This is a genomic window from Bradyrhizobium sp. S3.7.6 (assembly GCF_054061875.1).
Genome location: NZ_JBSSEQ010000001.1, coordinates 7444983 through 7466889, shown reverse-complemented (window position 1 = coordinate 7466889; position 21907 = coordinate 7444983). Strand labels below are relative to the sequence as shown.

Genomic DNA, 21907 nt, shown 5'->3' with positions numbered 1-21907 from the left:
GGTTCCGCTCTGGGGACGCTGAAATTATTCGCAAATCTGCCGCCCGAGCGCTTGAGGTCGGCATGGGGCCGGAATACGACCATCACCGGTCCATGCCAAGCCCGGACAAACGCCGTCCTTCGGAATGGTTCCAGGTCGATCAAGGGGGGGAATGATGATCACCGGCCTCGATCACGTCGTCGCCCTAGTGAGGGATATCGGTGCGGCCAAGGCGGCGTATCAGACGCTGCTCGGGCGCGCGCCGGCCTGGCAGAATTCCGGCGAGGGCGCCGACCGCGTGCTGTTCACGCTTGCGAACATGACGATCGAGCTGATGGCGCCGAGCGGCTTTAACGTCGCGGCGGACCGGATCCGCGCGCTGCTCGACGACCGCGAGGGCGTGCTCGCCAGCCTGTGCTTTCGTGTCGCAGACATGAGCAAGATGCACCGGCGGCTGGAGCGGGTGGCCTTGAGGCCTGATCCGGTCGCCGAGGTCGAAAGCAGCGACGTCGCGAGCGGCGCGGTCCTGCACTGGAAACGCACGCGTGCCGCAACCGAATTGACGCGCGACGTGCGCATGTTCTTCCTCGAGCTCGCCGAGGAGCGGCCGCTGTCGGCTGCGACCGACATCGCGCCGATCGATGGGCTCGACCACGTCGTGGTCACCACCGAGGATTCCGACCGCGCCGCTGCACTCTATGGCGCGCGGCTCGGCCTTGATCTCGCACTGGACCGCTCGCACCAGGACTGGGGTCAGCTGATGTTCTTCCGCTGCGGCGACCTCATCGTCGAAGTGGTGCGCCGCCCCGTGGCGGGTGGGGATTCCCTGCATGACCGTCTCTGGGGCCTGAGCTGGCGGGTCGCCGACATCGACGCCACGCGCGCCCGCCTGATCGCCGCCGGCCTCGACGTCACCGAGGTGCGCAACGGCCGCAAGCCGGGCACGCGGATCATGACGGTCAGGAACGGCACCTGCGGCATCCAGACGGTGCTGCTGGAGCGTTCGCCGAAGCCGGCGGAGTAAGGGGCCGTACTCTTCCCGCGTCGTTGTGCGGATGCGACGAAGACTCCCGTAGGGTGGGCAAAGCGGAGCGTGCCCACGTCTTTGCCCAATTGATGAGAAGACGTGGGCACGGCGCAAATGCGCCTTTGCCCACCCTACGAAGCTGCGTCCGGGGCACGAGATCGTTCTCAAACGCCCGCCCGCGTGTTACACGCGTCATGACAGCACCCAGCGAGCAACCGGTTTGGCGAAGGCAAAGCGAACTCTGAAATGGCAGCGCGACCCCGAGGGGATGCGGCTGCGCATTCTCGAAGCCGCCAAGCAGGAGTTTTCGGCGCACGGGCTCGCGGGCGCGCGTGTCGACCGCATCGCGGCGAAGGCCGGCGCCAACAAGCGCATGCTCTACTATCACGTCGGCAACAAGGACGAGCTCTATCTCGCGGTGCTTGAAGGCGCCTATGACAAGATCCGCAGCGAGGAGCGGGGGCTGGATCTCGAGCATCTCGATCCGCCCGAAGCGATACGGCGGCTGATCGAGTTCACCTGGAACTACTTCCTGCGCAACCCGGAATTCCTGTCGCTGCTCCAGACCGAGAACCTCGCGCGCGCAAAGCACCTCAAGCGCTCGACCAAGGTCAAGTCGATGCACTCGCCCTTCGTCGAGATGATCCGCACCGTGGTGCTGCGCGGCGTCGACAGCGGCGATTTCCAGGTCGCGGTCGATCCGGTGCAGCTCTACATCTCGATCGCGGGGCTCTGCTTCTTCTATCTCTCTAATTCGGCCACGTTGAGCGTGATCTTCGGCCGCGATCTGCTGGCCAAGGACGCCAAGGACGAGAGGCTTTCGCACATGGTCGGCCTCGTGCTGGCCGCGCTGACGGGCCGATCGACCGCGCTGTTCGAGATCGCCAAGGCGCCGAAGTCGCGCAGCGCCGTGGCGCAGACGGTTTAGCGGCCTAGTCCGCGCGTTGGTGGACTAATCGTCCGTCGTTTCCTCAATCTCCGCCGTCATTGCCCGCGAAGGCGGGCAATCCAGTATTCCAGAGACGGTTGAGATTGAACCGAGAAGCCGCGGCGTACTCCCCCGCCTTCGCGGGGAATGACACCGAAGGTGAGGCGGTCTCGTGCCCCGGACGTAGCGCAGCAGCGCGTCCGGGACACGAGAGGAGGCCAGGAACCGGCACAAAACGTCACAGGGAAAGCTCTGGACAGTATTTATCCAACGAGTTAATTTCTCCCCCGAACGAAGAAGAATGCCGGGAGTGAGACGTGGCTGAGTTGAAGCCGCAAGGTGCGGTATCCAAGATGCTGAATGCGGCCTGGGTCCGGCCGTTTTTGTTCCTGGTCTTCATCGTCGTCGCCTGGGATCTTGTGATCCGCCTGTTCAGGATCCCCGCCTATCAGATCCCGGCGCCGGCCGACGTCGTCGCGGTGCTGCGCACCGAATGGCCGGAATTGCTGCGCCAGTCCTGGCCGACCACCTATGCCACCGTCTGCGGCTTCCTGCTGTCGGCGCTGTTCGGCATCCCCGTTGCGATGCTGATCGCGGGGTCGAAGACAGTGGAGAGCTATGTCTATCCGCTGCTGGTGTTCTCGCAATCCGTGCCGAAGATCGCGATCGCGCCGCTGTTCGTGGTGTGGTTTGGCTTCGGCATCATTCCCAAAGTGATTTCCGCCTTCCTGCTCGGCTTCTTCCCGGTGGTGGTCTCCGCCGTGCAGGGCTTCAAGTCGGTCGACCCTGACATGGTCGATCTCGCGCGCGCCATGCAGGGCAGCCGGTTCCGGGTTTTCCTCGCGGTGAACCTGCCGCATGCGCTGCCGGCGATCTTCTCAGGCCTCAAAGTGTCGGTGACGCTGGCCGTGGTCGGCGCTGTCGTCGGCGAATTCGTCGGCTCCAATTCCGGCATCGGCTACGTGATGCAGCGCTCGATCGGCACGTTCGACCTGCCGACGATGTTCGCAGCGCTCGTGATCCTGGCGCTGCTCGGCGTGATCCTGTTCTGGATCGTGGACCGGATCGAGAAGCTGGTCATTCCCTGGCATGTCAGCCAGCGCGAAGACGTGATTTTCGCCTCGTAACAAAAACTAAGGCAACGAACGGCCATCAACGGCCGACGCAACAAGGGCAAGGGAGAGAAACGATGAAGCGGTGGATAGGAGCTGTCTCGGCTGCGCTGATGGTGTTTGCGACGATGCCCGCGCAGGCCGCCGACAAGGTCGTGCTGATGCTGAACTGGTACGTCTATGGCGAGCACGCGCCGTTCTATTACGGCAAGGCCAAGGGCATCTATGCGGCCGAGGGCATCGACCTCGAGATCCAGGAAGGCCGCGGCTCGGCTGCGACCACGCAGGCCGTGGCCGCCAAGACCGCCGATTTCGGCTATGTCGACGTCCCCACCATGATGCGCGCCGCAATCAAGGGCGCACCTGTCGTCGCGACCGGCGTGCTGCTCCAGACCAGCCCGATGTCGGCCATGGGCTTCGTCGACAAGAACATCAGGAAGCCTGAGGACATCAAGGGCAGGACGGTGGCGATCACACCGGCCGATTCCATGACCCAGATCTGGCCGCTGTTCCTGAAGAAGACCGGCCTGAAGGAGAGCGATTTCCAGACGGTCGCCGGCGACGGCCAGACCAAGCTCAATGCCGTCATCAACGGCCAGGCTGATCTGCTGCTCGGCTACGTCATGGACCAGTCGATGAAGATCAAGGACGCTACCGGAAAGGACGTGTTCCCGATCAAGTTCGCCGACTACGGCATCAACATGGTCTCCTCCGGCATCATCGCCAACGCCGACTATGTGAAGGCCAATGCCGACCTCGTCCGCCGCTTCATGTCGGCGACGACCAAGGCGGTCGAAGCCGCCGAGAAGGAGCCGAAGGCGGCTGCGCAATCGATCCTCGATGCCAACCCCAAGGGCGGCAAGATCGACACCCTGACGCAGGGCTTTGAGCTGACCATTCCGCTCTACCGGACCGCGGAGACCAAGAGCAAGCGGCCGTTCCAGGTCACCGACCAGAACATGACGGACTCCGTCAATCTGATGGTCGAATATGGCGGACTGGATGCCAAGGCCAAGGAGAACCCGAAGGCCTTCTACACCAACGATTATCTGCCGAAGAGCGGATCGTGAAGCAAGCCGCAGTCGTGAGCGAAATCGTGCAGCAGGCCGCGCATCTGAGACTGGTGAGCGACCGGGCTGCCGGCGATGCGTCGGGCATCAAACTTTCCGGCGTGTCGAAGACCTACCGGACGCGCGACGGCGACGTGCCGTCGCTGCGTCCGCTCGATTTCCACATCAACGACGGCGAATTCTTCGTCGTGGTCGGCCCAAGCGGTTGCGGCAAGTCCACGCTGCTCAAGCTGATCTCGGGGTTGCTGCCGCCGACGTCAGGCGAGGTCCTGGTCGAGGGTGAGAAGGTCACGAAGCCGCACGGCAATGTCGGCATCGTGTTCCAGAACGCGCTGCTGCTGCCCTGGCGCAACATCCTCGCGAACGTGATGCTGCCGATCGACATGAAGCGGCTGCCACGACAACACTATCTCGATCGCGCCAAGGCGCTGCTGAAGCTGGTCGGCCTCGAAGGTTTCGAGAAGAAGCTACCCTGGCAGCTCTCGGGCGGCATGCAGCAGCGAACCTCGATCTGCCGTGCGCTGGTGCACGATCCCAAGATCATGCTGATGGACGAGCCGTTCGGCGCGCTCGACGCGTTGACGCGCGAGCGCATGAATGTCGAGTTGATGCGGATCCAGCGCGAGACCAGGAAGACGGTGCTCCTGATCACGCATTCGATTCCCGAGGCCGTGTTCCTCGCCGACCGCGTGCTGGTCATGACCGAGCGGCCCGGCGCGATCGCTGCGATTTACGACGTGCCGCTGCCGCGCCCGCGTTCGCTCGATGTGATGGCCGATCCTGTCTTCACCGAGCTCGTGCAACGCATCCGCAAGCATTTCTTCTCGCAAGGTTCGCTGGATTGAAGTCATGGCGCCGCGCCTGAAGCTGCGAGACATCGCGTTCTTTGAACGTCCCGTGCATTTTGCGCGGCCGTTCCGCTTTGGCGCGATCACCATCAACGCGACGCCGCAGCTGTTCGTGCGGGTCGAGATCGAGGTCGAGGGCAGGGGGAGCGCGGTCGGTGCCAGCGCCGAGCTGCTGGTGCCAAAATGGTTCGACAAGCGGCCGGAGCTGTCGCCGGCGCAGACGGTCGACGGCCTGCGGCGTTCGCTGGAGATTGCGCGGGGCCTTTATCTTGCGCGGACTGGATTCTTGACGGCGTTCGATCTGCATGCCTCGTGCATCGGTGCCCAGATCGCGACTTGCGCGAAAAAGAATATTCCGGCGCTTGCGGCGGCTTATGGCCCCGCGGAAATCGACAAGGCGATCCTCGACGCACTGCTGCGTGGGGTTGAAACCAACTTTTTCGACGGCATGGTTGGCAACGTCGCGGGCATCGATGCGCGACTTTCTCCTGACCTGAAGGAAACGGATATCGCGCAGTTTCTCGCGGGCCGAAAGCCGCTGCCGCGCGTTGCCATCAGGCACACCGTGGGCCTCGACGATACCGTCGAAGGTGAGGGCGGTGTTGCCGATGCACGCGAGAACGCCGGTGCCAATTACTTCAAGCTGAAGCTATCAGGGGATTTCGCGGCTGATGCGGCTCGGTTGACGCGTATTGGCAAGGAGCTCGATACGCTGGGGCGTGACTACAAGGTGACGCTTGACGCCAACGAACAGTATGCCGATCTCTCCGCACTGCATGCGCTGACCGACCGGCTCGACCACGATGCAGCGCTGCGGTCGATCGCGTCACGGCTGCTCTATGTCGAACAGCCGATGCCGCGCGATATCACGCGGCAGTCGCCGCTCGGCTCGCTCGCCGCGCACGGCTTCATCATCGACGAGGCCGACGATTCCTACGATGCGTTCCCGGCGGCGCGCGCGCTCGGCTATTGCGGCATTTCCTCGAAATCCTGCAAGGGCCTCTACAAGTCCATCGTCAATGCGACCCGCGCAGCGAAATGGAGCACGGACGGCGCGCGGTTCTTCGTGACGGGTGAGGACCTGACCTGCCAGGCAGGTCTCGCCGTGCAGCAGGATCTCGCGCTCGGTGCGTTCATCGGCGTTACCCATGCCGAGCGCAACGGCCATCACTATGTCGACGGTTTTGGCGAGACGCCTGCCGCCGAAGCGCAGGCCTTCGCGGCCGCGCATCCCGATCTCTACGCCGACGCCGGGCAGGGCATCCGGCTCTCCATTCACAACGGCGATCTCCTGACGGGATCGCTGACCGCAACGGGCTTTGCGACATCGGTCCATCCGGACTGGTCGGCGCTCCGTCCGCTCGAACAGCCAAAATCACTTCAGGAGCAATTGGCATGACCACCCAACGCCTCGGCCTCATCATGAACGGCGTCACCGGCCGCATGGGGCTCAACCAGCATCTCATCCGTTCGATCGTCGCGATCCGCGAGCAGGGCGGCGTTCGGCTGAAGAACGGCGACCGCGTGATGCCCGATCCGATCCTGGTCGGCCGCAGCGCCGACAAGGTCGAAGCCCTCGCCAAGCGCTACAACATCACGCGCTGGACCACCGACCTCGATGCGGCGCTCGCCGACAAGAACGACATCATGTTCTTCGACGCAGCGACCACGCAGGCCCGCCCCGGCCTGCTGACCCAGGCGATCAATGCCGGCAAGCACGTCTATTGCGAGAAGCCGATTGCGACGAATTTCGAGGAGGCGCTCGAGGTCGTTAAGCTCGCCAACGCAAAGGGCGTCAAGCATGGCACGGTGCAAGACAAGCTGTTTCTGCCCGGCCTGAAGAAGATCGCCTTCCTGCGTGACTCCGGCTTCTTCGGCCGCATCCTCTCGGTGCGCGGCGAATTCGGCTATTGGGTGTTCGAAGGCGGTTGGCAGGAGGCGCAGCGACCGTCCTGGAACTACCGCGACGAGGACGGCGGCGGCATCATCCTCGACATGGTCTGCCACTGGCGCTACGTGCTCGACAATCTCTTCGGCAACGTCCAGAGCGTGGTCTGCATCGGCAACACCGACATCCCCGAGCGTTTTGACGAGCAGGGCAAGAAATACAAGGCGACCGCGGATGATTCCGCCTACGCGACCTTCCAGCTCGAGGGCGGCGTCATCGCCCACATCAACATGTCCTGGGTGACGCGCGTCTATCGCGACGACCTCGTCACCTTCCAGGTCGACGGCACACACGGTTCGGCGGTCGCGGGCCTGTCGGATTGCATGATCCAGGCGCGGCAGGCAACGCCCCGGCCGGTGTGGAATCCCGACGAGAAGCGGCTGCACGACTTCTTCGGCGACTGGCAGAAGCTGCCTGACAACGTCACCTACGACAACGGCTTCAAGGAGCAGTGGGAGATGTTCATCCGCCACGTCTACGAGGACGCGCCCTACAAGTTCACACTGCTCGAAGGCGTCAAGGGCGTGCAGCTCGCTGAATGCGCGCTGAAGAGCTGGAAGGAGCGGCGCTGGATCGACGTCGCCCCGATCAAGGCCTGAGGAGGGACACATGAACAAGCCCGTCCAGCCGATGTCGTCGTTGTCCCTGAAACTGCCGAAGGCCGATCGCTCGATCGAGACCTATCGGCTCGCGGCCTCGCGCACGTTCCCCGCAAAACTCGAAGGCCCTTTGAACCGCATCGCGTTCTCGGCCGTGCACACGGTCGTCGATCCCTTTGCGGACAACGATCCCTGGCTCTCCGCCGCTGTCGACTGGGACAAGACCATCGCCTTCCGCGAGCACGTCTGGGACCTCGGCCTCGGCGTCGCCGAAGCCATGGACACCGCGCAACGCGGGATGGGGTTGGACTGGCCGACTTCGCTGGAGCTGATCACCCGCTCGGTCGGTGCCGCCAAGCGGCGCAATGCGCTGGTGTTCTCCGGCGCAGGTACGGATCATCTTGCGGTCGAGGATGCCAAGAGCCTCGACGACGTCATTCGCGCCTATGAGGAGCAGCTCTCGGCCGTCGAGAAGGTCGGCGGCCGCATCATCCTGATGGCGTCGCGTGCTCTCGCAAAACTCGGCCGCAGCGCCGACGATTACGCCAAGGTCTACAACCGCGTGCTGTCGCAGGTCCGCGAGCCCGTGATCATCCACTGGCTCGGTGACATGTTCGATCCGGCGTTGACGGATTATTGGGGCACCAAGGATTTGGACAAGGCGATGGACGTTGCGGTGGCCATCATTAACAACAACGCCGCCAAGGTCGATGGCGTCAAGGTCTCACTGCTCGACAAGCAGCGCGAGATCGACATGCGCCGCCGCCTCGACAAGCGCATCAAGATGTATACCGGCGATGACTTCAATTACGCGGAGCTGATCGCCGGCGATAGCCAAGGCTTTTCGCACGCACTGCTCGGCATCTTCGATGCCATCGCGCCTGCAGCGTCCTACGCGCTGTCGCGGCTCGCGGCTGGCGACGAGGCCGGCTTCCACGACGTGCTGGGGCCGACGGTGCCGCTGTCGCGCCACATCTTCAAGGCGCCGACGCGCTTCTACAAGACCGGCGTCGTCTTCATGGCGTATCTGAACGGCCATCAGGACCACTTCACCATGGTCGGGGGCCAGGAGAGCGCGCGCTCGATGCTGCATCTGGCCGAGCTGTTCCGGCTGGCCGATCAGGCCGGCCTGCTCGCCAATCCTGAAATGGCGATGCGGCGGATGAAGACCGTGCTGGCCTCGCACGGACTGGAAGACTGATGCGCGATTTCTCGTCCGACCATCGCTGGCTGTCGCTGAACACGGCGACGGTCCGCAAGCAGGGTGACCTCGTCGAGATCATCGAGGCCTGTGCAAGGCATGGCATCCGCGCCATCGACCCCTGGCGTGATCAGGTCGCTGCCGTCGGTCTCGATCGTACCGCGCGCGCGGTGCGTGAGGCCGGGCTCGATCTCTCAGGCTATTGCCGCGGCGGCATGTTCACTTCGGACGCATCGCGCCGGGGGGAAGTGCGCGACGACAATCGCCGCTGCGTGGATGAGGCCAAGGCGCTGGGCGCGCCCTGCATCGTTCTCGTCGTTGGCGGCCTGCCGCAATATTCGCGGCCGGGCAGCGAGGCGTCGAAGGATATCGCGGGAGCGCGCGGGCAGGTCGAGGAAGCGCTTGCCGACATGCTCGTCTACGCCAAACAGGCAAAACTGCCGCTGGCGATCGAGCCGCTCCATCCGGCCTATGCAGCCGACCGCGCTTGCGTGAACACGACGAAACAGGCGCTCGACATCTGCGATCGGCTCGACCCCGGCCGCAGCGGCATGCTTGGCGTCGCGCTCGACGTCTACCACATCTGGTGGGATCCGGAGCTGATGGCCCAGATCGCGCGCGCCGGCAAGGATCGCCTGCTCGCGTTCCATGTCTGCGACTGGCTGGTGCCGACCAGGGACATCCTCAACGACCGCGGCATGATGGGCGACGGCGTCATCGACATCCAATCGGCGCGCGCCGCGGTCGAGGCGCAGGGGTTTGCCGGCTATTCGGAGATCGAGATCTTCTCCAACGACTGGTGGAGCAAGCCGATGGACGACGTGCTGCGCACGTGCATTACGCGGCACAGGACGGTGGTCTAGCCCCCACGCGCGCTGTCCTCACGGGCTTGCGACTTGTTGCCGCGTGTTGAAGCGCGCCTTCCGCTTGACGGCACCGAAGCGGCGGGCTCGCTCAGCGAGCCGGTTGGAGTACCACCAACGAGAGGTGGACAGCCGTCAGCTTTCAGGCAGAATGATATCATCCCGATGCCGCAGCCTCGCCACGGTCTGCGCCAGATCGGATGCGGTAATGAGTGGCATCAACGATCGGCAGGCACGGCGGATGTACCCACGCCTGATGATCTTGGATGGCCCCGACGCGCAATCGTCGGGGCCATTGTTGTGATCGGCGTGCCGAAGGGCCCCGGCGTGATCCAGCCCCGGCCCGTTCTATTGCGGCGATAAGGAAAGACCGCCCGAAGGCGGTCTTGCAGTCCAATGTGCCGGGCCAAAATAGTTTCGGGATCAAACCTTGTCCGGCCCGGTCTGATCGCCAGCTAACCACTATCGCGGGAAGGCCGCTGACAATTAAGATTTCGGTCCTGAAATGAATGCACCTGCGACTTGGGAACCCGTCGTTCGACGCGAGTCTTGTTGCGCGCCTGCGTACAGCGCTGGCCGAAGGGGCTGCGGCGCTGAGAGCTCGACTAGCTCTCAGGGCTGGAGCTGCTCACGTCGGTGAAAAGTCAGACGATTGCGCTATCATCGATTGACCGTCAAACACCGGACTATCACTCGTCAATTCAATCTGCGAAATTGTGACAACATAAATGCGCTTGTAAACAAGCTGGCGCGAAGGGAGGTTCGCAGTGGAGGCAGTGGAGAGAGTGCAGCGCTTGCGTGCGATGGGTTCGCTGTGCCGCCAACAGGCCGCGTACAACAGCATGAACAAATGGAAGCTGCTCGCAGAAGCAGAATACTGGGACCACCTGGCCGATCTTGAGTTGTCTGCTCACTCCCAGCAATGCAACGCCATCAGCTCGGATGAGAAAGAGCGGCCTCAAGCGATCCCAACCGCGAATGACGCTGGACCGAAGACGATTTCCGTCGCGTGAGGTCAAGACGAGGCGGTTGTTTGCATTCCGTGCCACCGCACTTCTCACGGAGAGAAGCGGCTGTGGAGCAGGGCGATGACGGCGCCCCGCGTCGTTCGGCCGCTGCTCGCATTGCAACGAGAGAATGCGACGCCGCCGTCACGGGCCTGCGAGCTGTTGCAGCGTGTTGAAGCGCGCCTTCTGCTCGCTGCTCAGCGTGGCATAGAACTCGTCCAGGGCGGGCTCGACCAGCTTGGCGGCCTGAAGCATGGCTTCGAGCCGGTGCTGCATCGCCTCCAGTCGTCCAACCGGCGTCAGCGGTACATCGTTCGGACAGGCCGCCTGTAGGCCCTCAACGCCCTTCGCCGTCGCCTCGCCGAGGCGGTCGAGCGCTTCCTTCTGCTTGCCCGCGGGGTGAAGCACAGCCTCGATCCTCTGGATCGGCAACTGGGTCAGGCCGGACTTCGGATCACCGCAGCCTTCGGCACTGGCTTCCTGGGCACTGGCTTGCTGCTGCCGAGGCGAGCGGTCGCCGATGTTGGGGCCGAGCGCGTTGAAGCGGGCCTGCTGCTCGTCACTGAGCGAGTTGTAAAAAGTCTCCAGTGCCGGTCGCACGATCTTGACAGCATCCAGTGTCGCGCTGACGCGGTTCATCATCGCCCGCAAGCGGCCAGGCGGCGTCAGTGCATAAGTCTCCGCACAGGAATCCTTGAACACACCGGCGGCGTTGGCCGCCGCGGTCTTCAACGCGTTGAGCAGCGCGCGTTGCTCCGCCGTCGGCCGCACCGCCCGCGTGATATCGTCAAGCGGCCAAGCGGTGACGCCCTTGTCCGGTGTGCCGCATAATTGCTGCAGCGTTTGCGGGCTCGCGCTGGCGCGCTGGCGCGCGCGGGTGCCGCCGCCGGCTTGCGGATAGTCATTCGGGTTGGTGCTGGCATAGGCGGAATAGGGGCTGTCATCGCCCCAGAACACGGTGTCGACGAAGTCGTCATACGCGTACGCCCAATAGCCGGGCTCGTAGGCATAGGACCAGAACGTGTAGTCAAAAATGTCGGAATAGGCGTAGGGCCAGAACACGGGCCCAAGCCATGCCACGAACACCGCGGGATGGCGGTGTCGCCAGGCCTGCCGGGGAGCCCAGCCGCTGTGGCGGGTGACGAGGGCCGCCTGGGTTTGCGCAGTCGCCCGCTCGCGGAAGTGCGCGGCAAACCGCCCGCGCGCGGCGACAGCCGCTGCGGCTGTTGCAGCGGGGGCCTGCGGTCCCAGCCTCTGCTGGCGCGACAGATCGATTTGCTGCGCCCGTTGCTCGTGCTGCAGCAGACGGTTCTGCGCCTGCAGTGCGCGTTCTTGTGCGCGTTGTGCGCGTGCGCCTTCAGGTTTTTGCGACTGCAAGGTCTGCACACGTTGCTGGAGGCGATCGATGCGGGTCTGGCGCTCCGTGGTCTGGCGCGACAGCATCTCGCGCTGTCGCTGCTCGACGTGCTGCTCACGCTGTTGGACGCGCTGCTCGCGCTCCAGCAGCCTATTCTGCGACTGCAGCAACCGCTGCTGCTCGCGTTGCGCTCTTGCGCCTTCCGGCTTTTGCGACTGCAATGTCTGCACACGCTGCTGCAAATGGTCGATGCGGCCCTGGCGTTCCGAGGCTTGGCGCGACAGCGTCTCGCGCGGCTGTTCCCGCCGCTCGCTCACGGTCGGCGGCGCGCTGGGGTGTGAGGGGGCGGCAATATGCGGCGTCGGCGGCGGTGCCATCGCCGGACGTTGCGGTGCTGCCGGAGCGCGGTGGAATTCAGGTCGCGGTGCCGCCACGAGCGGGGCAGCTCGCTGCGGCGGTGCCGCGAAGTGCGGGGCCGGGCGCGGCGGCGGGGAGGCCATGCGAGGCGCCGGATTCGGCGCCATGGCCGGCCGCTGCGGCATGGGTGGGGGATGAAATGCCGGCGCGGCAGGACGCGCCATCGCAGGTGGCGCCGCCGGTCGGGCCATCGCGGGCGGCGCTGCCGGTCGGGCAGCCGCTCCCGGTGGTCCACCCCGATGGTCCTGGGCGGACGCTCCGACGCTCGCCGCGAGCATCGAGGCACCGACCAAAAACGCCGAAAGGCACACGGCACGCGGAAGCATGATCGCAACTCCACGCTCGTCCCAGTCGCCCGGAACCGTTCAACGCGCAGGCGGCGAAATCGTTCGTTGTTGACTGTCAGCGGCCTTGCGGTCTTCCGACGCAGGCAGACCTCAGGCGAAATCCTGCGTCAGGGCGGCAGCGATTCTCTCCAAGGCCCAATCAACCTGGTCACTGGTAATCACCAGCGGCGGGGCGAAGCGGATCGTGTGCTCGTGGGTATCCTTGGCGAGGATGCCTTCGGTCTGCAGAGCCTCACAGTAGCGGCGTGCACGGCCGGCTTCAGGATTGAGCTCGACCGCCAGCATCAGGCCTCGTCCGCGCACGTCGCGCACGGTGTTGGCGCGGATGCTTCTGAGGCCTTTCAGGAAGCGTTCACCTTGCACCGCAGCGTTCTCGATCATCCCTTCCTCGACGAGAACGCGGAGCGCCGCGCGCGCCACCGCGCAGGCGAGGGGATTGCCACCGAATGTTGAGCCATGCTGACCTGGTTTCAGCGTGCCGAGGACCTCGTTGTTGGAAAGCACGGCCGAGACGGGATAGAAACCGCCGGACAAAGCTTTGCCAAGCAGCGTCACATCCGCCTCGATGCCCTCGTGCTGTTCCGCAAGCAGCTTGCCGGTGCGGCCGAGTCCGGTCTGGATCTCGTCGAGGATCAGCATCACGTCGTGCGCCGTGCAGAGCTCGCGCACCCCCGTGAAATAGCCTGCCGGTGGAATGATGACGCCGGCTTCGCCCTGGATGGGTTCGACCAGGAAGGCGACGGTGTTCGGCGTGATGGCGTCTTTCAGCGCGGCGAGATCGCCGAAGGGGATGATTTTGAAGCCCGGCGCAAAGGGGCCGAAATGTTCGCGCGTGGCCGCGTCGGTCGAGAAACCGACGATACCGAGGGTGCGTCCATGGAAATTGTTGGCGCAGACGATGATCTCGGCTTGCCCGTCGGGCACCCCCTTCACCTCATAGCCCCATTTACGCACGGACTTGATCGCGCTCTCAACGGCTTCGGCTCCGCTATTCATCGGCAGCACCTTGTGAGAGCCGGTGAGTTCCGCGATCTCCTCGTAGAAGAGAGCGAGCTGGTCGTTGTGGAATGCACGCGAGGTCAGGGTCAATCGGCCGGCCTGCTCGACCATGGCGGCCAGGATTTTCGGGTGGCAATGGCCCTGGTTGACCGCCGAATAGGCGGAGAGGCAATCCAGATATCGGTTGCCCTGGGTGTCCCAAACGAAGACGCCTTCGCCGCGCGACAGGACAACGCCAAGCGGCTCATAATTGCGGGCGCCGAAGCGCTCCTCCCTCGAGATGAAATCAGCGACTGGCGGACTACTCATTCGTCACTCCAGCTCACGTGTCTTGCGCATTCTAACAGATCTAATGCGTGGCTCGTTCGAAATGATGCGCGCGGGCCTCAACCTATGGAGCAGGGCACGCTCAGGAAGCCGCGGAACCGCACCCGTCCGCCCCGCACCGGACGGCCGCTCACGGCATAATTCGGGAAGCGCGCCAGGAAGCGCGAGATCGCAATCGCGCCTTCGAGCCGCGCCAGCGCCATGCCGGCGCATTGATGTGCGCCGGTGGCGAAGGCGAGATGCCGGTTCGGCGTGCGCGCGATGTCGAAGCGTTCGGGCTCCGGAAACTGGGCGGGATCGCGGTTGGCCGCCCCGATGCACAGCGTCACCGACGTGCCGGCGTCGAGCATGACGCCGCCGAGCTCGATCTTCTCTGTCGTCATGCGGTTGCCGAGCTGGTTCGAGCTCTCGTAGCGCAGCATCTCCTCGACGGCAGTCTTGATCATGTCGGAGTTTTCGATCAGCCGCTGCTTCTGGTCCGGATTCCGGTGCAGCGCGACGAGGCCGTTGCCGATCAGATTGGTGGTGGTCTCGTGCCCGGCATTGAGCAGGAAGATGCAGTTGTGCAGCAGCTCCTTCTCGGTCAGCCGCTCGCCGTTCTCCTCGCCGTTGCCTTCTCCCTGGATCAGGCGCGTCAGCACGTCACGCTCGGGATTGCCGGGCTTTTGGCGCCTGCGCGCGACCAGGGTTTCGAGATAGGTGAGGAAGTCCTTCACCGCCTTGTTGCCGCGCGCAGCCACTTCGGGCGACACCACGGGCTCGAGCGCACCGAGGATCGCCAGTGACCAGTCGCGCAGCGGCTCGCGTTCGTCGTGGGGAACGTCGAGCAGATTGCCGATCACTTCGATGGGGATCGACACGGCGAAGTCGTCGATCAGCTCGCAAGTCCCCTTGGCGGCGATGGCATCGAGCAGGCCGTCGACCAGCTTGACGATATCAGGCTCCATCCCCGCGATCGCGCGCGGCGACAGCGCGCCCATGATCAGGCGGCGCACGCGGGTGTGGGCGGGCGGGTCGTTGAAGACGAGGCTCGTGGTGTGGTGCTCGTAAAGCGGGGTGTCGCCGTATTTCGGCGCGAACTCGCGCTTCTTGTCCGAACTGAACGACTTTGTGTTCTTGTAGGTGGTGACGAGATCGTCATAGCGGGTCAGGAACACAGTGCCGTTGGGAAGGCGCTTGACCGGCTCGTTGTCCCGCAGTGCACGATAAGTCGGGTAGGGATCGTCGTAGAATTCGGGTGTCAGCTTCTCCAGATCGAAATTGGCCGCCAGTTCTTTCGCACTTGCGTTCATCGCCGCCATACTCGCCGGTTGAGACCGATATGCTGTTTTCGCTCTTTCGAGCGGCTCGGCTCACCGTCTACAGTCGTGTCGTGATTTGCAAGCCGACCGGACAGGAAAATGCACGCCCGCGCTGACGCTGCCGACACGGCCCCGAATTGGCCCGACGATATTTTCGCGACATTGCAACGCTTCGACGTCCGGCAGGTGCCGTACGTGCCCGATGCCGGCCATTCGAAGCTGATCCAGCGCGTGCTGGCCTCATCCACGATGCGCGGCATTCCGCTGACGACGGAGGAGGAGGGCGTCGCGCTCCTGGCCGGGGCCTGGACGGGCGGACAACGTGGCGTGCTGCTGATGCAGTCGAGCGGGGTCGGCAATTGCATCAACATGCTGTCGCTGATCCCGATCCTGCGCTTTCCGTTCCTCACGCTCGTGACCATGCGCGGCGAGTGGGGCGAGTTCAATCCATGGCAGGTGCCGATGGGATCGACCACGCAGGGCGTGTTCGAACTCTCGGGCGTCCAGGTGCTGCGCGCGTCCAATGCGGCCGAGGTGCCGGCGGTGATGGAGGCAGCCGCAGCGCAGGCCTACAACGCGCTCACGCCCACCGCCGTCCTGCTGTCGCAGCGCCTGATCGGCGCGAAGGTTTTCACCAAATGAGCAAGGCCAACCTCCTCGACCGCCGCCAGGTGGTGTCCACCCTGCTTGCGAACCGCAAGGACGTCGTTGCGATCGGCGGCCTCGGGGCCTCCACCAACGACATGTGTGCCGCCGGCGACCACGCGCGCAACTTCTACCTCTGGGGCGGCATGGGCGGCGCGGCGATGATCGGGCTTGGCCTGGCGCTGGCGCAACCAAAACTGCCGGTGCTGGTCATCACCGGCGACGGCGAGATGCTGATGGGGATGGGGAGCCTTGCCACCATCGGCCTGCAGAAGCCGTCCAACCTCTCGATCGTGGTGCTCGACAACGAGGCCTATGGCGAGACCGGTGGCCAGACCAGCCACACCTCCGCGGCTGCCGACCTCGTCGGCGTCGCCAGGGCCTGCGGCATCGGGGACTCCCGCGCGATCTCGACCATGGCCGAGGTCGAGGCCTTCGCCAAAGCCGTCCACAACGTCTCGGCGGGGCCGCGATTTGCCAATGTGAAGATCGATAGCGCCAGCCTGGACCGGATTCTCCCAGTCCGGGACGGGACTTACATCGTCAACCGGATCCGTGGCGATCTCGGCTTCCAGCCGATCTAGCCCTGCTTGGCTCCGTCCTGAGCAACGTTCCCGGCCCTCCGGGCGGGGAAGTGTGGCCATTTTCCAACAAGTTTGTACCCACGTAGGTTGCGTCGCAGCATTCTGCTTGACTTTTGCGTGGGTGAGTGCTTACTCACTAACATGAGCTCACTGCGAATGACGAGCGACCTGAGGCGTCAATTGATCCTCGGTGCCGCAAAACGCTGCTTTGCCCGACACGGCTATACCGGCACCACGACCAAGAGCGTGGCGGCCGCCGCTGCCATTTCCGAGGCGCTGCTGTTCAAGCATTTTCCGTCCAAGGCGGCGCTCTACGCCGAAATCCTCAGCGACGAATGCGAAGCCGATCCGGCACTGATGGACCTGCTCGAACGGGAGCCCTCGACGGCCACGCTGGTCGAGTTGATCCGTGGCATGGTCCAGCATTTCCTCCACATCGCCGACGGGCCCGATCAGGAAGAGGCGCAGCGCCTGCGACTGATGGCCACCAGCCATCTGGATGACGGCGAATTCGCCCGTCTGCTATATGCCAAGATCGAGAAGCTGATCGGGGCGGTCTTCCTCGCCTCGCTCGAGCGTGCGGTTGCCAGCGGTGACGCGCGACCGTTCAGCGGCGATCCGCTCAACCTGTTCTGGTTCGCGCATCATTCGGTGATGATGGCTGCGCTGACCAGGCTGCCGGCCACGCCCTGCCTCGTCTACGGCAAGGCGAACGATCTGGAGCGGCAGCTCTGTGAGTTTCTCCTGAGGGGTATCGGACTTAACGACGCCGCAATTGCTTCGCATTTGGGCCGCGATCGGGCCGCGGATGCGGGCAAGACGGCGATTGCAGAAAGCGCATGACATGAACATCGTAACCGAACACAAGATTTCGGGCGAACCGATCGACACCAAGGCTCGCCGGCGTCCGGTTAGGCCAGTGCTGTGGTTCATCATCGTCGGCACGCTCCTGGGCGTGCTCGTTGGCGGCCTCGTCTGGTTCAATTACTTCCGCGGCCAGATGATCAAGCAGTTCTTCGCCAACAACAAGCCGCCGCCGACCGCGGTCAGCGCGGCCGAGGCGAAGTCCGAGGTGGTCCCGAACCTGCTCACCGCAGTCGGCGGCCTTGCCGCCGTGCACCAGGTCGACGTCAGCGCCGACGTCAATGGCCGCGTCACCGAGATCAAGTTCGAGCCGGGTACGCATGTCGATGCCGGCACGCCACTGGTGCAGTTCTTCGACATGCCGGAGCAGGGCGACCTCGCCAACTACAAGGCGCAGGCAACCGTCGCACAGCTCTCGCTCGACCGCGCCAAGCAGCTGGCATCGCGCCAGTTCGGCCCGCAGGCGACCGTCGATAACGCGCAGGCCGCCTACGATCAGGCGCTGGCCGGCATCGCCAAGACCGAGGCGGTGATCTCGCAGAAGCTGGTGCGTGCGCCGTTCTCCGGCGATCTCGGCGTCCGCAAGGTCGAAGTCGGCCAGTACCTGACGGCCGGCACGGCGATCGTCTCGCTGACCGATCTGTCGGAGCTGTGGGCCAACTTCACGGTGACCGAAAAGGACTCGGGCAACCTCAAGGTCGGCCAGCCGGTCCGGCTCAAGGTCGACGCCTACCCCGGCCGCACCTTCGATGCCAAGATCACCACGATCGAGCCGCAGGTCGCGGCCGACACCCGCAACATCCGCGTGCAGGCGACGGTCGCCAATCCGGAGAAGATCCTGAAGCCGGGCATGTTCGTGACCACGACGGTGGTGCTGCCGGCGAAGCCGGCCGTGATCACCGTGCCGGAAACGGCGGTCGATTACACGCTCTACGGCGACTCCGTGTTCGTGATCACCGAGAAGAAGGAAGAGGACGGCAAGACCAGCCTCTCCGCAGTGCGCACCTTCGTGCAGACCGGCAGCCGGGTCGACGGTCGCGTCGAAATCATCAAGGGCGTGAAGGTGGGCGACAAGGTCGTCGCCGTTGGCCAGCTCAAGCTGCAATCGGGCGCTCCGGTGTCGATTTCGACCGACCCGGCTCCGCAGATCCCGGCGCAGCCGCCGCGCTACTGATCAACACCATCCAAGTGATCCGGCTCGACCGGATCACTTTTCTTGAGACAAAGAAATCGAGATCGCCGCGATGCGCTTTACCGATATTTTCATCAAGCGACCGGTCCTGTCGGTCGTCGTCAGTCTGCTGATCCTGCTGATCGGCCTGCGCGCGGCGATGGTGCTGCCGATCCGGCAATATCCGAAGCTGTCGAACACGGTCATCAACATCACGACCGTCTATCCCGGCGCGTCCGCAGACCTGATCCAGGGCTTCATCACGACGCCGATCGAGCAGGCGGTCGCCTCGGCCGAAGGCGTCGACTACATGACCTCGTCCTCGGTGCTCGGCACCTCGACGATCCAGGTCTACATCAAGCTGAACTTCGATCCGAACCAGGCGCTCACCGAGGTGCTCGCCAAGACCAACTCGGTCAAGTACCTGATTCCAAAGGAATCCAACGACCCGATCGTCACCAAGACCACCGGCCAGACCACGGCCGTGATGTATCTCGGCTTCTCCTCCGAGGAGCTGTCGGGCTCGGCGATATCAGACTATCTGACGCGTGTGGTGCAGCCGGTGCTGTCGACGGTCGACGGCGTGGCCTCGGCCGACATTCTGGGCGGCCAGACCTTTGCGATGCGGCTGTGGCTCGATCCCATGAAGATGGCCGGCCGCAACGTGTCGCCGGCCGATGTCGCCGCCGCGATCGCCGCCAACAACTTCCAGTCCGCAGCGGGGCAGACCAAGGGCTATCTGATCGTTTCCAACATCTCGACGAACACCAGCCTGACTGACGTCAACCAGTTCAGGAAGATGATCGTCAAGGCGAAGGACGGCGGCTTTGTGCGGATGGAGGACATCGCCACAGTCGAACTCGCCGCCCAAAGCACGGATGCCAGCGTCGCCTTCAATGGCGAGCATGCGATCTTCATTGGCGTGAACGCGACGCCGCAGGGCAACCCGCTGACGCTGGTCAAGGGCGTGCGCGCGCTGTTCCCCGAACTCGAGCGCAATCTTCCGCCGTCGATGAAGATGAAGGTCGCCTACGACTCGACCAAGTTCATCCAATCTTCGATCGACGAGGTGGAGAAGACGCTGGGTGAAGCCGTGATCATCGTGATCGTGGTCATCTTCCTGTTCCTGGCCTCGCTCCGTTCGGTCATCATTCCCGTCGTCACCATTCCGCTGTCGATGATCGGCGTCTGCACCTTGATGCTGGCGTTGGGTTTCAGCTTCAACCTTCTGACCCTGCTCGCGATGGTGCTCGCGATCGGCCTCGTGGTCGACGACGCCATTGTCGTGGTGGAGAACATCCATCGCCATCTGGAGGAGGGGAAGACGCCGGTTCAGTCGGCGCTGGAAGGCGCGCGCGAAATCGTTGGGCCGGTCATCTCCATGACCATCACGCTCGCGGCGGTGTACGCGCCGATCGGCTTCCTCGGCGGCCTGACCGGTTCGCTGTTCCGCGAATTCGCCTTCACGCTCGCGGGCTCGGTGATCGTGTCAGGTGTGATCGCGCTGACGCTGTCGCCGATGATGTGCTCTATTCTGCTCAAGAATACCGAAGAGGGCCGCTTCGCCAAGCTGGTCAACAAGGTGTTCGGCGCTTTGACGCGCTGGTATGGGCGCAGGCTCGACCGCTCGCTCGATTACAAGGCGATCACCGGTCTGTTCGCGGTGACGATCCTCGGGCTGGTCGGCTTCCTCTACATGCACACCTCGAAGGAGCTGGCGCCTGAGGAGGACCAGGGCATCGTGTTCGCGGTGACCAAGGCGCCGAAATACGCCAACATCGACTATGTCGATTTCTACGGCGAGAAGCTCGACGAGAAATTCCAGAAGTTCCCCGAAACCGATCTGCGCTTCGTGCTGAACGGCATCAACGGCCCGCAGGGCGGCATCGCCGGCATGCTGCTGAAGTCGTGGGACGAGCGCAAGCGCTCGTCGATCCAGTTGAAGCCGCTGGTGCAGGCCGAGCTTTCCAAGATCGAGGGCGTGCAGGCTTTCGCGTTCAACCTGCCGCCGTTGCCGGGTGGCCCCGGCGGTCTGCCGGTTCAGATGGTGATCAATTCCACCGCGGGCTTCCAGACGGTCTATGAGCAGATGGAGAAGCTGAAGGACGCCGCGCGCAAGAGCGGCATGTTCATCGTCTCCGACAGCGACCTCGCCTACAACCAGCCGAACGTGGAGGTCACGATCGACCGCACCAAGGCGCAGGATCTCGGCGTTAACATGCAGAACCTCGGCTCTACGCTCGCGGTGCTGCTCGGTGGCAACTACATCAACCGCTTCAATCTGGAGGGCCGGTCCTACCAGGTGATCCCACAGGTGCCGCGCAGCAGCCGGCTCTCGCCGGAATCGCTCGGCGGCTATTATGTGACGACCAACACGGGCCAGCAGCTCCCGCTGTCGACCGTGGTCTCGGTCAGGACCAAGACTGATCCGAATTCGCTGACGCATTACAATCAGCTCAATTCGGCGACGTTCTCGGCTGTGCCGATGCCCGGCGTGACGGTCGGATCGGCGGTCGACTTCCTCGAAGGCGAGGCCAAGAAGCTGCCGGCCGGCTTCAGCCACGATTATCTCGCGGACTCCAGGCAATACGTGCAGGAGGGCAACCAGCTTGCGATCACCTTCGGTTTTGCGTTGATCATCATCTTCCTGGTGCTGGCGGCGCAGTTCGAGAGCCTGCGTGACCCGTTCGTGATCATGATCTCGGTGCCGATGGCGATCGTGGGTGCGCTGATCCCGCTGTTCTTTGGCATGGCGACCATGAACATCTACACCCAGGTCGGTCTGCTGACGCTGGTCGGGCTGATCACCAAGCACGGCATCCTGATGGTGGAGTTCGCCAACGAGCTCCAGGTCAACGAGCGGCTCGACCGCCGCTCGGCCATCGAGATGTCGGCCCGTATTCGTCTGCGGCCGATCCTGATGACCACGGCCGCGATGGTGACCGGCCTGATCCCGCTCCTGACTGCGTCCGGCGCGGGCGCGGCCAGCCGCTTCTCGATCGGCCTCGTTGTGGTCGCCGGCATGTCGATCGGTACGCTGTTCACGCTGTTCGTGCTGCCCGCGGTCTACGTCGTGCTGGCAACCGACCACCGCGCGGCGGCCGATTCCGAGCGGAACAAGGAGGTCAACGATCTCGACCTCAATTCCAAGGCGCTGCGACCGACCTGAGCCGCAGGTCAGCGAACCAGAAGGGCGGCAGCGGCATCCGTTGCCGCCCTTTTCATTTGCCCCGCAGCCTGCGGACGCCGTCAGGCTTAGGGGGAGCCCTTTCCGCGTTGGCGAGAGACAAGTTCCGGCCTTCTTGCTAGATTC

Annotated in this window: 19 protein-coding genes; 16 read left to right on the top strand and 3 right to left on the bottom strand. The window is 64.1% G+C overall.

Features of this window, described 5'->3' with window-relative positions; all coding sequences use genetic code 11:
- The first annotated feature begins 154 nt into the window (after positions 1-154).
- The 10 genes from ACVJ5M_RS36170 to ACVJ5M_RS36125 all read left to right on the top strand — a co-directional run bounded on the left by ACVJ5M_RS36170 (position 155) and on the right by ACVJ5M_RS36125 (position 10588).
- Positions 155-1003, top strand: a complete 849-nt coding sequence (locus tag ACVJ5M_RS36170; RefSeq protein ID WP_063986566.1) for a VOC family protein — start codon at positions 155-157, stop codon at positions 1001-1003.
- 223 nt (positions 1004-1226) lie between these two features.
- On the top strand, positions 1227-1934 hold the full coding sequence (locus ACVJ5M_RS36165; RefSeq protein ID WP_014496982.1) for a TetR/AcrR family transcriptional regulator: 708 nt from the start codon (positions 1227-1229) through the stop codon (positions 1932-1934).
- Between the two features lie 317 nt (positions 1935-2251).
- Positions 2252-3061 carry an ABC transporter permease gene (locus ACVJ5M_RS36160; RefSeq protein ID WP_063984771.1) on the top strand — a complete coding sequence of 270 codons (810 nt, stop codon included), beginning with the start codon at positions 2252-2254 and terminating at the stop codon, positions 3059-3061.
- A 62-nt stretch (positions 3062-3123) separates the two neighbouring features.
- A complete protein-coding gene (locus ACVJ5M_RS36155; RefSeq protein WP_354099391.1) occupies positions 3124-4116 on the top strand; it encodes an ABC transporter substrate-binding protein in 993 nt (330 codons plus the stop codon).
- Positions 4113-4961, top strand: a complete 849-nt coding sequence (locus ACVJ5M_RS36150) for an ABC transporter ATP-binding protein (RefSeq protein ID WP_231144403.1) — start codon at positions 4113-4115, stop codon at positions 4959-4961. Before ACVJ5M_RS36155 ends, ACVJ5M_RS36150 begins: the two co-directional genes overlap by 4 nt.
- A gap of 4 nt (positions 4962-4965) precedes the next feature.
- Positions 4966-6363, top strand: coding sequence for a hypothetical protein (locus ACVJ5M_RS36145; RefSeq protein ID WP_063984769.1), 1398 nt, complete (start codon positions 4966-4968; stop codon positions 6361-6363).
- Complete coding sequence (locus ACVJ5M_RS36140; RefSeq protein WP_354099389.1) at positions 6360-7511, top strand: Gfo/Idh/MocA family protein; 1152 nt, start codon at positions 6360-6362, stop codon at positions 7509-7511. Before ACVJ5M_RS36145 ends, ACVJ5M_RS36140 begins: the two co-directional genes overlap by 4 nt.
- 10 nt (positions 7512-7521) lie before the next feature.
- Entirely contained in the window at positions 7522-8712 is a 1191-nt protein-coding gene (locus ACVJ5M_RS36135; protein ID WP_063984767.1) for a dihydrodipicolinate synthase family protein, read from the top strand.
- Entirely contained in the window at positions 8712-9575 is an 864-nt protein-coding gene (locus ACVJ5M_RS36130) for a sugar phosphate isomerase/epimerase family protein (protein WP_063984766.1), read from the top strand. Before ACVJ5M_RS36135 ends, ACVJ5M_RS36130 begins: the two co-directional genes overlap by 1 nt.
- 767 nt (positions 9576-10342) lie before the next feature.
- Positions 10343-10588 (top strand): hypothetical protein, encoded by a 246-nt coding sequence (locus tag ACVJ5M_RS36125; RefSeq protein WP_310473371.1) that lies wholly within the window; start codon positions 10343-10345, stop codon positions 10586-10588.
- Between the two features lie 138 nt (positions 10589-10726).
- Here the strand turns inward: ACVJ5M_RS36125 and ACVJ5M_RS36120 are convergent, their stop codons facing one another.
- Positions 10727-11644, bottom strand: a complete 918-nt coding sequence (locus tag ACVJ5M_RS36120; protein WP_283018527.1) for a Spy/CpxP family protein refolding chaperone — start codon at positions 11642-11644, stop codon at positions 10727-10729.
- Between the two features lie 69 nt (positions 11645-11713).
- Between ACVJ5M_RS36120 and ACVJ5M_RS36115 the strand changes: the two genes are divergently transcribed.
- Positions 11714-12280 carry a hypothetical protein gene (locus tag ACVJ5M_RS36115; protein ID WP_245328462.1) on the top strand — a complete coding sequence of 189 codons (567 nt, stop codon included), beginning with the start codon at positions 11714-11716 and terminating at the stop codon, positions 12278-12280.
- A 513-nt stretch (positions 12281-12793) separates the two neighbouring features.
- Here ACVJ5M_RS36115 and rocD read toward each other — a convergent pair.
- Together rocD and ACVJ5M_RS36105 are read right to left on the bottom strand one after the other, a co-directional pair.
- The gene (gene rocD, locus ACVJ5M_RS36110) at positions 12794-14011 is read right to left on the bottom strand and encodes an ornithine--oxo-acid transaminase (RefSeq protein WP_063984764.1); all 1218 of its coding nucleotides are present in this window, start codon (positions 14009-14011) and stop codon (positions 12794-12796) included.
- 77 nt (positions 14012-14088) lie between these two features.
- The gene (locus ACVJ5M_RS36105; protein ID WP_354099387.1) at positions 14089-15321 is read right to left on the bottom strand and encodes a cytochrome P450; all 1233 of its coding nucleotides are present in this window, start codon (positions 15319-15321) and stop codon (positions 14089-14091) included.
- Positions 15322-15429: 108 nt separating this feature from the next.
- Here ACVJ5M_RS36105 and ACVJ5M_RS36100 point away from each other — a divergent pair, with 108 nt between their 5' ends.
- From ACVJ5M_RS36100 to ACVJ5M_RS36080, 5 genes are all read left to right on the top strand, one after another.
- Positions 15430-15972, top strand: coding sequence for a phosphonopyruvate decarboxylase (locus tag ACVJ5M_RS36100; RefSeq protein WP_063984763.1), 543 nt, complete (start codon positions 15430-15432; stop codon positions 15970-15972).
- Complete coding sequence (locus ACVJ5M_RS36095) at positions 15969-16559, top strand: thiamine pyrophosphate-dependent enzyme (protein WP_063984762.1); 591 nt, start codon at positions 15969-15971, stop codon at positions 16557-16559. Before ACVJ5M_RS36100 ends, ACVJ5M_RS36095 begins: the two co-directional genes overlap by 4 nt.
- Before the next feature lie 141 nt (positions 16560-16700).
- Positions 16701-17402 carry a TetR/AcrR family transcriptional regulator gene (locus tag ACVJ5M_RS36090; protein ID WP_084795235.1) on the top strand — a complete coding sequence of 234 codons (702 nt, stop codon included), beginning with the start codon at positions 16701-16703 and terminating at the stop codon, positions 17400-17402.
- Position 17403: 1 nt separating this feature from the next.
- Positions 17404-18597: an efflux RND transporter periplasmic adaptor subunit gene (locus tag ACVJ5M_RS36085; RefSeq protein ID WP_231144405.1), complete on the top strand. Its 1194-nt coding sequence runs from the start codon at positions 17404-17406 to the stop codon at positions 18595-18597.
- Between the two features lie 70 nt (positions 18598-18667).
- Complete coding sequence (locus ACVJ5M_RS36080; protein WP_071915899.1) at positions 18668-21763, top strand: MexW/MexI family multidrug efflux RND transporter permease subunit; 3096 nt, start codon at positions 18668-18670, stop codon at positions 21761-21763.
- Positions 21764-21907 lie beyond the last annotated feature (144 nt).

Excerpts from the sequence above, each read along its gene's own strand:
- ACVJ5M_RS36100 (WP_063984763.1), top strand. The coding sequence starts at position 15,430 with ATGCACGCCCGCGCTGACGCTGCCGACACGGCCCCGAATTGGCCCGAC.
- ACVJ5M_RS36095 (WP_063984762.1), top strand. The coding sequence starts at position 15,969 with ATGAGCAAGGCCAACCTCCTCGACCGCCGCCAGGTGGTGTCCACCCTG.
- ACVJ5M_RS36155 (WP_354099391.1), top strand. The coding sequence starts at position 3,124 with ATGAAGCGGTGGATAGGAGCTGTCTCGGCTGCGCTGATGGTGTTTGCG.
- rocD (WP_063984764.1), bottom strand. The coding sequence starts at position 14,011 with ATGAGTAGTCCGCCAGTCGCTGATTTCATCTCGAGGGAGGAGCGCTTC.
- ACVJ5M_RS36170 (WP_063986566.1), top strand. The coding sequence starts at position 155 with ATGATCACCGGCCTCGATCACGTCGTCGCCCTAGTGAGGGATATCGGT.
- ACVJ5M_RS36130 (WP_063984766.1), top strand. The coding sequence starts at position 8,712 with ATGCGCGATTTCTCGTCCGACCATCGCTGGCTGTCGCTGAACACGGCG.
- ACVJ5M_RS36135 (WP_063984767.1), top strand. The coding sequence starts at position 7,522 with ATGAACAAGCCCGTCCAGCCGATGTCGTCGTTGTCCCTGAAACTGCCG.
- ACVJ5M_RS36090 (WP_084795235.1), top strand. The coding sequence starts at position 16,701 with ATGAGCTCACTGCGAATGACGAGCGACCTGAGGCGTCAATTGATCCTC.
- ACVJ5M_RS36080 (WP_071915899.1), top strand. The coding sequence starts at position 18,668 with ATGCGCTTTACCGATATTTTCATCAAGCGACCGGTCCTGTCGGTCGTC.
- ACVJ5M_RS36105 (WP_354099387.1), bottom strand. The coding sequence starts at position 15,321 with ATGAACGCAAGTGCGAAAGAACTGGCGGCCAATTTCGATCTGGAGAAG.
- ACVJ5M_RS36145 (WP_063984769.1), top strand. The coding sequence starts at position 4,966 with ATGGCGCCGCGCCTGAAGCTGCGAGACATCGCGTTCTTTGAACGTCCC.
- ACVJ5M_RS36140 (WP_354099389.1), top strand. The coding sequence starts at position 6,360 with ATGACCACCCAACGCCTCGGCCTCATCATGAACGGCGTCACCGGCCGC.
- ACVJ5M_RS36085 (WP_231144405.1), top strand. The coding sequence starts at position 17,404 with ATGAACATCGTAACCGAACACAAGATTTCGGGCGAACCGATCGACACC.